This window comes from Photobacterium jeanii, assembly GCF_001650345.1.
GTDB classification, from domain to species: Bacteria; Pseudomonadota; Gammaproteobacteria; order Enterobacterales; family Vibrionaceae; genus Photobacterium; species Photobacterium jeanii.
In genome coordinates, this window is record NZ_LVHF01000028.1 from 315,991 (window position 1) to 330,405 (window position 14,415).

The 14,415-nt window shown below is 44.9% G+C and carries 13 protein-coding genes; 6 read left to right on the forward strand and 7 right to left on the reverse strand.

Annotation, left to right across the window (positions count from 1 at the left end; translation table 11 throughout):
- Window positions 1-34 precede the first annotated feature (34 nt).
- Both aqpZ and A3K86_RS14400 read right to left on the reverse strand, forming a co-directional pair.
- Window positions 35-730 (reverse strand): aquaporin Z, encoded by a 696-nt coding sequence (aqpZ, locus tag A3K86_RS14395; RefSeq protein ID WP_068332332.1) that lies wholly within the window; start codon window positions 728-730, stop codon window positions 35-37.
- A 165-nt stretch (window positions 731-895) separates the two neighbouring features.
- Complete coding sequence (locus A3K86_RS14400; RefSeq protein ID WP_068332335.1) at window positions 896-1,789, reverse strand: LysR family transcriptional regulator; 894 nt, start codon at window positions 1,787-1,789, stop codon at window positions 896-898.
- Window positions 1,790-1,946: 157 nt separating this feature from the next.
- Between A3K86_RS14400 and A3K86_RS14405 the strand changes: the two genes are divergently transcribed.
- Complete coding sequence (locus A3K86_RS14405) at window positions 1,947-2,627, forward strand: cation efflux transmembrane domain-containing protein (protein ID WP_068332338.1); 681 nt, start codon at window positions 1,947-1,949, stop codon at window positions 2,625-2,627.
- Window positions 2,628-2,716: 89 nt separating this feature from the next.
- Here the strand turns inward: A3K86_RS14405 and A3K86_RS14410 are convergent, their stop codons facing one another.
- Window positions 2,717-3,196 carry a LabA-like NYN domain-containing protein gene (locus tag A3K86_RS14410; RefSeq protein ID WP_068332341.1) on the reverse strand — a complete coding sequence of 160 codons (480 nt, stop codon included), beginning with the start codon at window positions 3,194-3,196 and terminating at the stop codon, window positions 2,717-2,719.
- 193 nt (window positions 3,197-3,389) lie between these two features.
- On the opposite strand from A3K86_RS14410, the gene A3K86_RS14415 reads away from it, so the two are divergent.
- Both A3K86_RS14415 and A3K86_RS22840 read left to right on the forward strand, forming a co-directional pair.
- Window positions 3,390-4,142, forward strand: a complete 753-nt coding sequence (locus A3K86_RS14415; RefSeq protein WP_068332344.1) for a YggN family protein — start codon at window positions 3,390-3,392, stop codon at window positions 4,140-4,142.
- A 39-nt stretch (window positions 4,143-4,181) separates the two neighbouring features.
- Window positions 4,182-4,337, forward strand: coding sequence for a hypothetical protein (locus tag A3K86_RS22840; RefSeq protein ID WP_162844320.1), 156 nt, complete (start codon window positions 4,182-4,184; stop codon window positions 4,335-4,337).
- A gap of 82 nt (window positions 4,338-4,419) precedes the next feature.
- Here A3K86_RS22840 and A3K86_RS14420 read toward each other — a convergent pair whose 3' ends face one another.
- The gene (locus A3K86_RS14420; protein ID WP_068332347.1) at window positions 4,420-6,816 is read right to left on the reverse strand and encodes a YgiQ family radical SAM protein; all 2,397 of its coding nucleotides are present in this window, start codon (window positions 6,814-6,816) and stop codon (window positions 4,420-4,422) included.
- Window positions 6,817-7,033: 217 nt separating this feature from the next.
- On the opposite strand from A3K86_RS14420, the gene A3K86_RS14425 reads away from it, so the two are divergent.
- Both A3K86_RS14425 and A3K86_RS22680 read left to right on the forward strand, forming a co-directional pair.
- Window positions 7,034-7,741, forward strand: a complete 708-nt coding sequence (locus A3K86_RS14425) for a spondin domain-containing protein (RefSeq protein WP_068332350.1) — start codon at window positions 7,034-7,036, stop codon at window positions 7,739-7,741.
- Between the two features lie 344 nt (window positions 7,742-8,085).
- Window positions 8,086-8,301, forward strand: coding sequence for a hypothetical protein (locus A3K86_RS22680; RefSeq protein WP_146145609.1), 216 nt, complete (start codon window positions 8,086-8,088; stop codon window positions 8,299-8,301).
- A gap of 95 nt (window positions 8,302-8,396) precedes the next feature.
- Here A3K86_RS22680 and A3K86_RS14430 read toward each other — a convergent pair whose 3' ends face one another.
- From A3K86_RS14430 to A3K86_RS14440, 3 genes are all read right to left on the reverse strand, one after another.
- A complete protein-coding gene (locus tag A3K86_RS14430; protein ID WP_068332352.1) occupies window positions 8,397-9,941 on the reverse strand; it encodes a methyl-accepting chemotaxis protein in 1,545 nt (514 codons plus the stop codon).
- Between the two features lie 340 nt (window positions 9,942-10,281).
- Window positions 10,282-11,634 carry an anaerobic C4-dicarboxylate transporter DcuC gene (gene dcuC, locus A3K86_RS14435; RefSeq protein ID WP_068332354.1) on the reverse strand — a complete coding sequence of 451 codons (1,353 nt, stop codon included), beginning with the start codon at window positions 11,632-11,634 and terminating at the stop codon, window positions 10,282-10,284.
- Window positions 11,635-11,967: 333 nt separating this feature from the next.
- The gene (locus A3K86_RS14440) at window positions 11,968-12,840 is read right to left on the reverse strand and encodes a LysR family transcriptional regulator (protein ID WP_068332356.1); all 873 of its coding nucleotides are present in this window, start codon (window positions 12,838-12,840) and stop codon (window positions 11,968-11,970) included.
- 171 nt (window positions 12,841-13,011) lie between these two features.
- Between A3K86_RS14440 and A3K86_RS14445 the strand changes: the two genes are divergently transcribed.
- Window positions 13,012-14,301: an MFS transporter gene (locus A3K86_RS14445; protein WP_068332360.1), complete on the forward strand. Its 1,290-nt coding sequence runs from the start codon at window positions 13,012-13,014 to the stop codon at window positions 14,299-14,301.
- Window positions 14,302-14,415 lie beyond the last annotated feature (114 nt).

Here is a 14,415-nt window from a genome sequence, read left to right on the forward strand (position 1 = left end):
TGTTGTTTTTACAGCGGTTTGTTTTAAAAGGGAATTAATCATCGTCTTGCGGGCTTAACCAGCGGTAGACAATGCCCGCTACTAGTGCGCCCAACAGTGGTGCTAGCCAGAATAACCACAGCTGAGCCACAGCCCAATCGCCGACCATGAGTGCAGGGCCTGTACTGCGAGCAGGGTTTACTGAGGTATTAGTTACAGGAATACTGATTAGGTGAATGAGTGTCAATGCTAAACCGATGGCTAAGCCCGCCATTGCGGGTGTTGCCAGTTTATGCGTCGCCCCAAGGATGACAATCAAGAACATAAAGGTCATTACAAACTCGGTGACAAAGCCTGACATTAAAGTGTAGCCGCCCGGAGAATGCTCACCGTAACCGTTTGATGCTAATCCGCCAGCAAGCTCAAAACCTGCTTGACCGCTGGCAATAATATAGAGCACAAATGCGCCGACAATAGCGCCCAGCACCTGTGCTAAGATATAAGGCACGACATCAGCGGCAGGGAATCGTCCGCCAGACCATAGTCCTACCGTTACCGCTGGGTTTAAGTGGCAGCCAGAAATATGACCAATCGCGTAAGCCATGGTGACAACAGTTAAACCAAACGCAAGTGAAACACCTAATAAGCCGATACCGACTTCAGGAAAAGCGGCGGCAAGTACCGCACTGCCACATCCTCCGAGCACTAACCAAAAGGTGCCAATAAACTCCGCGACAAGTTTTTTAAACATAAGTCATCCCTCTTAAAATAGCTTTGCGAATCATGAGCGTTACATTTTGTTTTTATTTGGGTGTATACGCATTAATTGGAAAAGTATGGAAGGGAAGCGTGGTTAGTGACTGTGTCATCTTAGAGACAGTCACTAAGTTGGGAACAGGAGTCGTTGCCTCAGTGGTTAAGTGTTGTAGCCAGAATTGTCGAGTAGGTAATCTTCTAGCTGATCAGATAACCATTGCACGACAGCGCCACGTCGTGACTCGTTTTCGACAATTTCACCATAAGGTTGCCAGCTCATGGCGCGGTTATGTTTGATCACTTTGACGGAACCATCTCGCAGCCGATCTTTGATCAAGATATCCGGTACGTTTGACCAGCCCGTGCCATCAACCACTGAATTACGTAAGTATTCGTAGAATGCTAAGGCAATGTAGTTGGTTGATTTGGGCTCTACTGGTTTAAGGCTTTCATCATCAATATAAGCGAGTGCGATTTCGGTGTAGCGCTCTAAATCAGCGCTGTGTACTTTGCGTAACTGGCTCAGCGGGTGATCTTTATGAGCGACCGACATCATGCGAATCTGTCCTAAATCGACGTGATGTAATCGAGGTAGGCGATGGTTGGCGGGGAGTAAGCCGTAAGCGACATCGACAATGTTTTGCTCGACTAAGTCTTCGAGTTCAGGTGGTGGCGCAACATAAACTGACAAGCTGGTTTTTGGGAAAGTCTTTTTCAGTTGTTTTATTAACTCGCGCCATAAATGTTCAGGAAGAGCATCATCGCGGGCAATGCGAATGGCAGATTCAACCCCATCAATATGTTGTTGGCATTTGGTTTGGATCTCATTGGCAATTTGAGTTAACCGTTTACAGTCAGTCGCGACGGTTTCGCCTATGTCGGTTAGCAAAATTCGATTACCCGTTCGGGTTAATAGTTTTACGCCTAAATCATCTTCTAATGCACTCAGTGCCGCACTGACTGTGGTGCGGCTCTTACCCAGTTTTCGTGCTGCTTCGCTGATCGAGCCAGTTTGGCTGGCGTGTAAAAACATCTCGATTTGGGAAATCTTCATAACGGCTCTTCGTAAAAGTAAAGCTCAAGATAAGTTCTAGCGACGAAAAAATTGTCGCTCAGAGATTATAGCAATCTTTGTAGCTGCGTTATTATGGCTTTGCTTACAAAATTTGAAGGTTATATCGACGAAAATAACGTCGATTATTGAGGTTTATATGTCATGCAATACAAGGTTAGAGCGTAAGTTACTCCAGTTCTCAACGTTTTCTTCGTTTCTTTTTGCCATGATGGGCATCGGACTGGGACTATGGATTGGCTCGCTTGTGATCGTTTTTGATGGTGCTTATTCCTTTGTCAGTTTGGCGTTAACCCTTGTCTCACTTGGGGCGGCGGCATACTTGCACAGCGATAAGCATCAGCACAGCGAAGCCAAGGCGATTACCATTGAATCAAGCGTTATTGCCTTTAAAGGATTGGCGATTACCGTCATGTGTTTAGTGTCGTTTTACTCTGCGGTAACCGCAATATTAGAAGGTGGCCGTGATATCAACACGGGTGTGGCGCTGATTTTTGGTGTGATAAACGTGATTGGTTGTTTTATTAACTACAAAGTGATGGCGGTATACAGCGTTAAAGCGGATTCTGCGCTGGTGGATGCCGAATCTAAGCAATGGTTGATGGATACCGTGATCAGTGGTGCGGTTATGTTAGGTTTTACCATTGCCAGTATCTTGATGATGACATCGTACGCGCACTTGGCACCTTATGCAGACCCTCTAATGGTCGTTATCGCATCAGTCTATTTTGTGGTAGTGCCACTGAAAATGACTTGGGGGGCAGTCAAGCAACTTCAAGCAGTAAAATTAACTCCGGCATCTATTAGCTCAAACAGCTAATGCGATTACCAGATACAAAAAAGATGATGCCTTGGCATCATCTTTTTTTATGGAAATCGTTTGAAATCTGTCGCGTAAAATCAGTGCGACTACTTACCTAACAAAAGAGTTTGTTCGATTTCACGATAGAAATTCGCGGTCTGTTGTAGTGAAGCCGCTGTTAAACCAGGTACGCCGTATATTTCAACATCGACACCGTATTTGGCCTGCACTTTATCAACCAAGAGATCGAAATCACCGTCACCTGATAGCAGTATCACGCGGTCAACATCAGGGGCATGTTCGAGAACATCGAGGGTAATGCCCACATCCCAATCGCCTTTGGCTGAGCCATCGCTGCGTTGAATGAAAGGCTTGAGTTTTACCTCAAAACCGATGGCGCGCAGAATATTTTGGAACTGGCGCTGTTTTTCGTCCCCACGGTGAATGGCGTAAGCGTAAGCCGCAATAACTTCACGTCCTTGCGTGGCTTCAGCCCAGAATGCATTGTAATCAAAATTGCAGTGATACTTTTCTTTAACCGTGTAATAGATGTTTTGAACATCGACAAAAATAGCGACTTTTTCCACAATAACGCCTGTAATGAAGTGATTTTCGCAGCTTACTCTCTTTGTATGAGAAAAACAAAGTTATGACCAAATAATCGGCTAAGTTGCGAGCTTATTCGTGGGAATGCGTGTAAGCGAACATGCCATAATTGGTATTAGCTGCTGCTCAAGGTATAGTGAGTGCCAAGTTAGTCGTAAAGGTTATTCATTGCGAATGAAAAAGTCATTTCTTGCTTTAACTGTTTTGGTGGCATCATTAGGCTCAACTATGGTGCAGGCAAAAACATGTCCTATCGATGTTCAACACGAAGTACGTATTGCTGGTGAACAGGTTGCTGTGTATGACAGTGGTCAACCTAAGCTGTTAATTGATGAAGATAACAATGTCTTTGTAAACGGTAAGCAGCTTGATCTGAACCAAATGCAGCAACAAGCCGTAGAAACTTACTCCAATGCGGTAAAAGAGAATTTGCCAAAAATGGCAGCTCTAGCCAAAGATGGTGTCGGTGTTGCTAATGACGTGTTGGATGAAGTCTCGGCTGATTTTGATTCCAAAGCTGCGTTTGCCAAAGTACAAACGTTAATCGATGAATATGCACAAAAAGCCAATGACAAGTTCTACCCTGACGGTGAATTTGTCATGCCAAAAGATATGTTTGATGAGCTTGATACCAGTTGGCGAACTGAGTTTGAACAAGCACTTAAGCACGTCAGTATGGAGTCGGCATCAGCAATGTTTGCCGCTTTATCTGAGGAGATGAAGCAAGGAGACATGAGCTTTAGCGAGTTGCAAACCAAGTTTTCTGATCTAAAGGATCGCCTACAAGCCCGTATTCAAGCGCGTTCTGGTGAGATGGCTGTCAAAGCCAATGATTTGTGTGATTCAATGAAAGCGCTCGCAGAAGAAGAACAAGAAGTGCAAAAAGTGATCCCACAACTAAAAGACTACCAAGTGTTTGAGATATAGTTGGTTTAGGTCGTTCTGACCTAAAGATTGGAGGTCACTATGGTAAAAGTTGCTGTCATTATTGCTTTATTGTTTTTAGCTTATCTGGCGGTGAAATTTCTAGATGAAAAGCAACAGAAGACCATAGTGAAAGGGCTGTTAGCCATTCTCGGTGGGGCGGCGTTGTTGTTCATTGCCTCTGAGCTTTTTCGTTAAGTCTTTTGATGCTCGTTTTATAATAAAGCCCGCCAAATAATTTGGCGGGCTTTGTTTTATTCTCTAACCAATATGGTATTGATTAAGCGCGAGCACGGCTGCGGTTTGGCTTGTTACCACTGCGGTTTTGCGGCTTGCCGCGACCACCTGTACTCGGTTTACCATTGGATGGCTTACCTTGTCCTGTTCCACGTTGGCCACCTTGCTGCGCACGATCGCCAGCTTTATTGCCAGTTGGTTTACGTTTGCCGTTACCGTTATTGCCATTGCCATTGCCATTAGCTTGGTAGCCTGAATTACTACCCTGATTAGGCTTACGCTTACCATTTGGTTTGCCTGCTTGGCGTTTACCATCGTTACGAATATCAGGTTGATTCGGGTGCTTGGTCGCAAAGCGTTTAGCACCGTGACGACCAGAACCTCGACGCTGTGCTGGTGTCATTTCAGCATCACTGCCTTCATGCGGCACTAGGCAGCTTGGTTTATCACCAATTAAATGTTTTTTACCCATGCCGATTAGCGCTTCGCGGATCAATGGCCAGTTTAATGGGTCGTGGTAACGCAACAGGGCTTTGTGTAAGCGACGTTGACGCTCACCTTTAGCCACGAATAAGTCTTCGCGCTTTTTGTATTTCACTCGTTTCAACGGGTTAGTTTCCGAGTGGTACATCGCTGTGGCGTTACACATAGGTGATGGGTAGAAGTTCTGTACCTGATCACACTGGAAGTCGTTTTCTTTCAACCATAACGCAAGGTTCAACATGTCATCATCCGTAGAACCTGGGTGCGCCGAGATGAAGTAAGGGATCAAGTATTGTTTTTTGCCTGCTTCTCGGTTGTATTGCTCAAATAACTCTTTAAAGCGGTAATACTTGCTCATACCCGGTTTCATCATCAGATCCAGCGTACCTTTCTCGGTATGCTCAGGAGCGATCTTCAGGTAACCACCAACGTGGTGGGTAACTAACTCACGAATGTATTCTGGCGATTCAATCGCAAGGTCATAACGAACGCCTGAGGCGATCATGATCTTTTTGATCCCTTTAACCTGACGCGCTTTACGGTACAGATCAATGGTGTGTTTATGGTCTGTATTCAGCTTTTTACAAATATCAGGGTAGATACATGCAGGGCGACGACAATTTGCTTCCGCTTTTGGATCAGAACAGCCAAGACGGTACATGTTTGCCGTTGGGCCACCTAAATCTGAAATGGTGCCAGTGAAGCCGGGAACCTTGTCGCGGATTTCTTCAAGCTCGTTGATGATCGATTCGTGCGAGCGGTTTTGAATAATACGACCTTCATGCTCTGTGATAGAACAGAACGAACAACCGCCAAAACAGCCACGCATGATATTCACTGAGGTTTTGATCATGTCGTAAGCTGGGATTTTCGCTTTACCGTATGAAGGGTGCGGAACACGAGCAAACGGTAGGCCGAATACAAAGTCCATCTCTTCTGTGGTTAGCGGGATTGGCGGTTTGTTGATCCACAATTCACGATCACCGTGCTTTTGAATAAGCGCACGAGCAGAGTGTGGGTTGGTCTCAAGGTGCATTACGCGACTTGCGTGAGCGTACAAAATACGGTCATTACGTAATTTTTCGTAAGAAGGTAGGCGAACCGCAGTGGTATTTGAGTCATGACGTGATGGTTGTACATGAACCACTTGAGGCGCAGGTTCGGCAGCTTGCTCCTGCTTGTTGCTTGCACAGTTCTCTTCAGTCGCATACGGGTTTGGCATTGGCATCGCGCGACCCGGTTTTTCAATACGGCTCGAGTCGATTTCTTTGTAGCCTGCTGGTAGCTCACGCATCATTACCGCAGTACCTGCGATAAATTGCATTTCTTCAAGGCTTTGACCATTGGCTAAGCTGTGTGCCACTTCAACTAGCGCACGCTCGGCATTACCAAATAGTAAAATATCAGCCTTGGCATCCATGAGCACTGAGCGGCGCACTTTATCCGACCAGTAATCGTAGTGTGCTAGCCGACGAAGGCTGGCTTCAATACCACCCAATACGATAGGCACGTCTTTATAAGCTTCACGACAACGTTGTGAATACACCAGCACAGCACGGTCTGGGCGCTTACCGCCTTCGTTGTTTGGGGTGTACGCATCGTCGTGACGTAGCTTACGGTCAGCAGTGTAACGGTTGATCATGGAGTCCATGTTGCCCGCAGTTACACCGAAAAACAGATTCGGTTTACCAAGCGACATGAAAGCATCTTTATTATCCCACTTAGGCTGGGCAATGATGCCGACACGGAAACCTTGTGACTCAAGCAAACGGCCGATAATCGCCATACCAAAGCTTGGGTGGTCTACGTATGCATCACCAGTAACCAGAATGATGTCGCAGCTATCCCAGCCCAGTGCGTCCATTTCTTTACGGGTTGTCGGCAAAAATGGTGCAGTTCCATAGCACTCTGCCCAGTACTTTGGATAGCTATTGATAGGTGTAACTTTGGTTTGCATACGTAGACCTCTATTTTCTGAGGCGGGAATTATAGCGGCAAGCTATATCAGTGGCTAGTCGTGCCGATAATTGTAGTTGGTTTGAGTATAAGTTAGTTAATTTTGGTTATGACAATGATGAGAATTGCATCTATGAATTTAGAAAGCAGTAAACTTGATGAAATTTTCTTCTATGAGCTGGGTCTCTTAGTTGATGGATGTCGAAGGAGTGTAATTTATGAATGTGTTTAAATTGATTGTTTTGAGTTTTTTTGCATTTATTTTAAGTGCTTGCGGTGGTAGTGACGGAGATGATAATCCTAGCCCAGTTGTTCCTGACTCTGATGCAGTTTATGAACTTACTTTTACCACAAATTGGAATGCAGCTAATTTCCCAACTAATTTTCCGAATGATAGACATTTTTCTGGCTTAATTGGTTTAACTCATAACAGTGATATTAAACTTTATGAGGTCGGACAGCTTGCCTCTCCTGGTGTTGTGAGTATGGCTGAAACGGGTTCAAAAACAATATTAAAGACCGAAATTGAAGAGCAGCAAAATAAAGGAAATGCCCACTCTACAATTGATGGAAATGGGGTACCAGCGTCGTCAACTTCTGTTACTGTAACTTTTAATATATCGCAGGAGCACCCTCTAGCAACAGTAGTAACTATGATAGCCCCAAGTCCAGACTGGTTTACAGGTGTAAATAGTGTTCCATTATTTACAAATGGGCAGTGGGTCGATGAAACTGAACTTGATGCAATTTCTTATGATGCGGGTAGTGATAGTGGCACTGTATTTAACTCTGCAAACTTAGTTACTTCGCCACAAGAACCAATTACAAGACTTTCGACCGATCGAGCTGATACCGATTTTGATAATGGTATTAATGCGAGTAATTCTCTCCCAATTGGTAGTTTTAAATTTAAGAGAATTAAATAACAGAACAACGAGATGGTGTTGTATACGGTCCCTCATTCTGTAAAATGTACGTTTTGTAAGTTTGATAAAGCCGTAGAGGATTTATCAAAGTAATGACACCCAAATGGAATATAGGGGAGGAGGTTATTGTAATGGGAGTCATGATTACGCTACGTTCGTCTGGTTTAAGAGTGATTGATATTGTCATCACCTTAAAGGTTTGTTTTATCTTAGTGTTAGCGGTCGCTTGTCAGTATTAATCTGAGTGATTTGAGTGGTTGATTTATTTGTTTGCCTGATGGGTGTTTATATCCCCAATCGTTTGCGTTAGCATAGTCAGTGCTACTAATTCTATCAGACGCTCTATGTATACTATTTTTTCATTACTCAAGTGGGTTGTTTTAATCTATTTGGTTAAAACAGGTCGTATCCCTGAGTCGACGTTAGTGAAGTGTCAGCAGTTTGCTATTGCTACGGTTACTACTGTGCTGGTGTATGTATCATCTATCGCTCATGTAGTGGAATCGGTCGACTTAGTGAGCAACGGAATTGCGGAAGGATACATCCAGCGACGGATTTAGCGCGTAGACGATAAGGGAGAAGCTTAGCTTCTCCCTTATTTATATCTATTTGCACAATTCTCTGAGCATGCTCTGGTGGGGCTTAGGAAACAGCTTTAGCCAAACGACTTACTTAATCCTGATAGCGCATTAACGCTAGTTTGTACCTCTTGGCTGGCGTGCCTCATTTGTTCTACTAAGGCTAAGTTCTCGCCTGAAGAATCTGAAATCTTGTGAATGTTGTTGCTAATTTCGTTGGCGACAGCGCCTTGCTCTTCCGCTGCGGTGGCAATTTGTTGGGAGATTTCAGCGATTTCATCCACCATTCCGACCACTTGTTGGATACTTTCTGCGGTACTGTTGGTGAAGGCAACGCATTGTTGTGTATTTTCAATGCTTTGCTGGCTACGGCTTTGCCATTCGGTCAGTGTGGTATGGATGTTTTCGATACTGTGCTGAATATTTTCCGTTGTACCATGCGTGCGTTGAGATAGTGCTCGCACTTCGTCAGCGACAACCGCAAAACCACGCCCTTGATCGCCTGCTCGTGCTGCTTCAATCGCGGCATTTAATGCTAGCAAATTGGTTTGCTCTGCAATCCCTTGGATCTCATTCATCATGGCTTCGATTTGATCCGAGACTTTCACCAGCGATTGCGCAGTCTGGGCTGATTGTTCTGTCTCCAGGGCGAGCGCGTTCATGTTGTCTTGGGTTGTGCGCAAGATATCTGTGGTGTGGCTACATTGTTGCTGAGCCGATGCCACTTTATCCGCGGTTTGTTGGGTATTTTGAGCGATTTCCGTTGCTACTGCTGAGAGCTCAGTGATGGAGGTTGCCACTTGCTGTGTTTCTTGGTCTTGAGCGCTAATGGACGCTTGTGCTTGATTAGTATGTTCGTTTAGCTGGCTTGCCATTAGGTTTAGGCTGGTGGCGGCATCATCCACGCGCCCAAGCACTGTTTTGTTACGGGCGTCATTGAGTTTGAGGTGGAAATCAGCAATCGAGACTAGTTCGTCATCACTATAAATAATACGAGTTAGGCTATCGTAGTCTTGATTAAGTTGTTGGAAGAAGCGTGGCGCGACAAAGATCTCTTGGCGATAAAGCGTAATGAAAAAGAGTAAAGGGATCACAGCGGCAAGTGCCGCATAATCGTGCAGGTAAAAGTGTGTAAACAACATGGCTGCAGCAGTAACGATTCCCGCAATTCCCATCTTAGCGGTGACCGATAACGTAAAACGGTAGGGATTCTTCTGCTGATTGAGTTTGCTATACACCTCATTGGCTTTACTGATCATCGCTTGGGTGGGCTTTCGTCTGACCGACTGGTAGCCGCACACTTGGTTATTTTCATATAGGGGAGTGACATAAGCATCGACCCAGTAATAACTGCCGTCTTTGCAGCAGTTCTTCACTATACCTCGCCATGCTTGTTGCTGCTTAAGGTGCTGCCATAAGTCGGCAAAGGCTTGGCGAGGCATCTCTGGGTGACGAATAATATTATGATGCTGACCGACTAACTCTTGTTCGCTATAGCCGCTGATTTCTACAAATTCGTCGTTAGCGTAAGTGATCACACCTTGTAAGTCGGTTGTGGTAACGAGCTGGGCGTCTGTCTTTAAGTAAACTTCGTTGTTGGTGGTGTGACGATGTTTACGCATAACTATTTCCTTATTCTTTTGCTCCTTGTCTAACTTTAGGTAACTTTTCTATACAAGCGAGATTACATAATTAGGCAATAGTGGAATGGTCCAAGTTTTCTGTCATAAAGACTGCTTGGTAGTATAAAAATATGCTAGTGAGTGCTTATCTAAATGAAGCGATGGTGATTATAGGAAATAAACCACATAATCATAAATTACTCATTAGTAGGGGTGAGGGTTCCCATTTGGGAATAGGGAAAGTGTTGGTTTTAGTATAAAGCAAGCCCGCATTGAATGCGGGCTTGGGTGGTAATAAGTTTACGCTTAAATCGCTTTATTGTGCTAACACGGCTCGCGGTTATGCTGGAACCATAATTTGTGTGGCGACAATCACGATGAATAGGCCAACGAACACAGGCACAGAAGTACGTTTCACCACTTCAAACGGTGATAGTTTCGCCATACCCGAACAGGCTACAACCACACCAGATACAGGTGAGATAGTACGACCCAGGTTCGATGCTTGTAGCATAGGGATAACTAGGTAAGCTGGGTTTAGACCCATTTTCGCTGCAAGGCTTGGAATAAGCTCAACGAATGCGTAGAAAGGTGCGTTACCAGAACCTGTTGTAACCGCTGCGATGGCAGTGATAGCAACCAGTAGGATCATTAGGAAGATACCGCCAGCACCAGCCACTTCTGCTAGGTGTAGTAGGTTATCAATAAAGCCTACAGACTTAAGACCTTGCGCAAAAACACCTGCCGCGATCAGTAGCATTACCACGCCAGAGAATGCATCTGCCATGCCTTTGTATGCAGCATCTAAGCCTTCAAATACTTTGCTTGATTCACGGTGACGAATCAGCTCGATCATCGCTGCAAGGAACATACAAATTACTAGAATCGTTACAATGTGAAGCTGAGGTAGAATTTTACCACTGAACAGCAATACACCGATGATTGGTGTGAAAGGTAGAATGCAGAAGAACTTAGGTGCATTAACTTCTAGCTCTGATACGTCTAGACGTTCGTGCTCAACACCTTGCTTGTCATCAAGGTAGCGCTGCCAGAAGAAGTGCGCTACAGCCATACCGATAATGGCAACGATAGAGATTGGCAGTGTTGTTTTAAATGCAAAATCAATCAGTTCCATGCCCGCTGATTCAGCAGCAACTACCACGTCACCAGACGTTGGTGAAAGGATGATTGCCGCTGGTGATGCACAGATTGCAGCAGCAGCGCCACGGCTGATACCCATGTTCACCATTAGAGGGAATAGGGTTGCCATCAGTAATACGCCCAGACCCGTTGCTGAAGAAACGGCTAGTGACATTAAGCAAGCCACAAAGTAAGTCGCAACCATTAGAACGTAAGGTGATTTGATAAAGCGAAGTGGCTTAGACGCCATTTTCACTACCATGTCGTTTGCGCCAATTTTGGTCATGTAGGCTGCAAAACCACATAGCATCATGATCATCATGCCAAGACCACCAGCACGATACATGAGTAGGTACTTGATGTATTCAAACACATCAGTAACAGCGTTACCTGTCGATGTTACGCTTGATGGTAATACGTCTTTACCTAATGCGGCGGTGATCGCCAGTAAGATAATACCACCCGTTAAAAGCACTCCAGTTGCTGTGTATCCTTTGAAGATGTACCGACCGACACCTGCTGCAACCAGAAGACCAATGATTAACTCCAACATGGAAATGTCCTCTTAAAACTACAAATAAAAAATTTAAAATGTAAAACGTGTGAGTATTTGTATTTATTTCTTACACATTATGTAGAGGAATGTACCCAAAAAGAGGAGGTGACACGACACTGATCGGATGTTCTTATGATCTAAAACATAATATTTTGTAGGCTGTTAAATTTGTGCTGCAGGAATGATGAAATTTGTTGCATTTGAAGTAAATAAGAGATTAAAAAGGTATTTTAAAATGTCCACTTTGCTATGCTTTGTTAAGCATAGCGTTAGCTCTCGATGTGAAGTGTGACACTGATGTGATGTTAAATTAAACAACTATCGCATTTTTTATGGGCAACACTTTTTTACATATTCTTTGAAGGCTCGATCAGCGCGCGACAAATACCCGTCTTTTCGCCATGCAATCGCAATATCTAAAAATACGGGTTGTGCAAATGGGATGGCTTTTACTCCTGCTTCATGCTCCGTCACCATTTCCAGCAGCGCGGTGATCGCGAAGTCTCGTCGCACGATATTTAAAATCATAGGGAGTAAATTGGTTTCAAACGAGATATGGGGTATGAGCTGGTATTGTTCGCAGACATGATCAATAAACTCACGATGAAAATACCCTTTTTTGAACATCACTAATTCTTGGGCGAAAAAGGTTTCAAAATCGATAGTGCGATGCGTGCCGAGTGGATGTGACTTACTGACCACAGCAACCATTTGTGAGCGTAGTAAGTGCTCAGCCTCAAGAGATGCGGGTACATCGTCATTAATGATCACCCCCAGATCGAGCTCGCCATTGATCAGCATGCTGCGGATGGATTGAGTTCCAGCTTCCACCATAGTCAATTTCAAATTTGGATAACGACTTTTAAACCCCATTAAGATCTCGGGAAAGAAGTAAGAGCCGAGCATACTAGGCACGCCAAGGCGAACTTCCCCTTTTTCTAATCCTTTCAATTCCGCCATTGCAACCTTGGCATCGTTGATTTGCTGCAACACGCGCTGTGCATGGGGCAGCAGGGTTTCTCCTTCAGGCGTTAAGCTTATTTTACGATCGTTACGATGGAACAAATCCAGCTCTAGGCTGTTTTCGAGTTTCTTGATCGCAATGCTCAAGGCTGGTTGTGCAATATGCAGCTGTTTCGCTGCATGGGTGAAGTTGCCAATTTCAGCCAGAGTCACGAAGTAATAAAGCTGACGACTGTCCATATCTTTTATTTATAGCAATGATAATTTCAATATATTTTCATTATTGTAGTGCCACTGCTAGAGTTTTGCCGTGAGCTTAAGCGAATCATCACTAACTCTCTTTTGAGTAAATTGCATGAGCACCATACATCCACTTAATCGCCCCACATAGCCTATGAAGTAGGAACAAGCATGATAGAACAAGGTACGCCCTCATACCGCAAAGCAACCGTTGCCCTCGCGTTGGGTTCATTCTTGGTGTTTTGTAATTTGTACTTGTTCCAACCGTTATTGCCTGTAATGGCCTCGCACTTTGGGGTGAGTGCGACCAAAGTGAATTGGTTGTTAGCCGCCGGAACATTTAGCTTGGCACTGAGCTTAGTGCCTTGGGCTATAGCGTCTGAAACTCTTGGGCGTTATCGCATCATGTTGGTGAGTTTGTTTTTGTTACCTTGTGTAGGCTTACTGATGTTAGCGGCAGATTCATTATTGATGTTGTCGTTAGCCCGTGCCGCGATGGGTGTGGCCTTAGCAGGGTTTGCTGCGGTTGCGGTTGCGTACATGGCGGAAGAGTTTACGAGCAAAGCCTTGATGTTGGCGGTAGGTACTTACATTAGCGCTAACTCGCTTGGTGGAATAGCGGGGCGCTTATATGGCGGGTTAGTGACTGAGCTTTGGAGCTGGCAAGTCGCTGTTGTCGGCATGGCTATCTTTAGCTTTATTGGCGCTTGTTTGGTCTATCTCTGGTTGCCTAAACCCCAACATTTTTCGCCTGTGATAGCCCATGACTCTAAACAAGAATATTCCACAAGCCACGCAGATTCTTCTTACCGTAGCGTGGATACAATACCTAGCAAGATTGGGCACCTACGCGCGCAGCACCGTGCTATTGTTCAACACCTTCGTAACCCGACGCTATGGCTGGCAATGCTCGTTGGTGGAATTAACTTTGCCTTGTTCGTTAATTTGTACTCGGTAATGGGATTTCGCATGGTAGCGCCACCGTATTCGTTACCCGTGAGTATTACCTCGCTCATTTTCCTCTGCTATTTAAGCGGTACAGTGACTGCCAAGCTCAGCGGTAAGTGGAGCCTGCACTTCTCACCTGTTACAGGGATGATCGTGGGCAGTGTCATTAGTATGCTGGGATTGTGGATTGCAGCTTATGAATCCTTGATGGTCATGCTAGCGGGGTTGTTATTGATAAGCTCTGGTGCGTTTTTTACCCACTCTTTGGCGTATGCATGGGTGAGCCGTGAGGCCAAAACTGCAAAAGCAACGGCAACTGCGTTGTATTTGGTGCATTACTATGTGGGTGGAAGTGTCGGTGGATTTTACTTAATTGCTTGTTGGCAGCATGGTGGATGGCAAGGGGTATTGCTCGGTGGTATGGCTTTATATGGATTACTGTTTTGGCTTTGCTATCGCTTACGCAGTTATGATCAGCAAGCGAGTAGCGTGATGACGAAAATGACGCCATAAATGCCAGCAAATCAAGCGTGAGTAGCAAACAAACATTAAGCAATAAGGCTCAAAAAAGGGTCGTCATCGAGAAAACACAAGCCATGTGTAAGGTGAGAGAGACGACCCATAGAG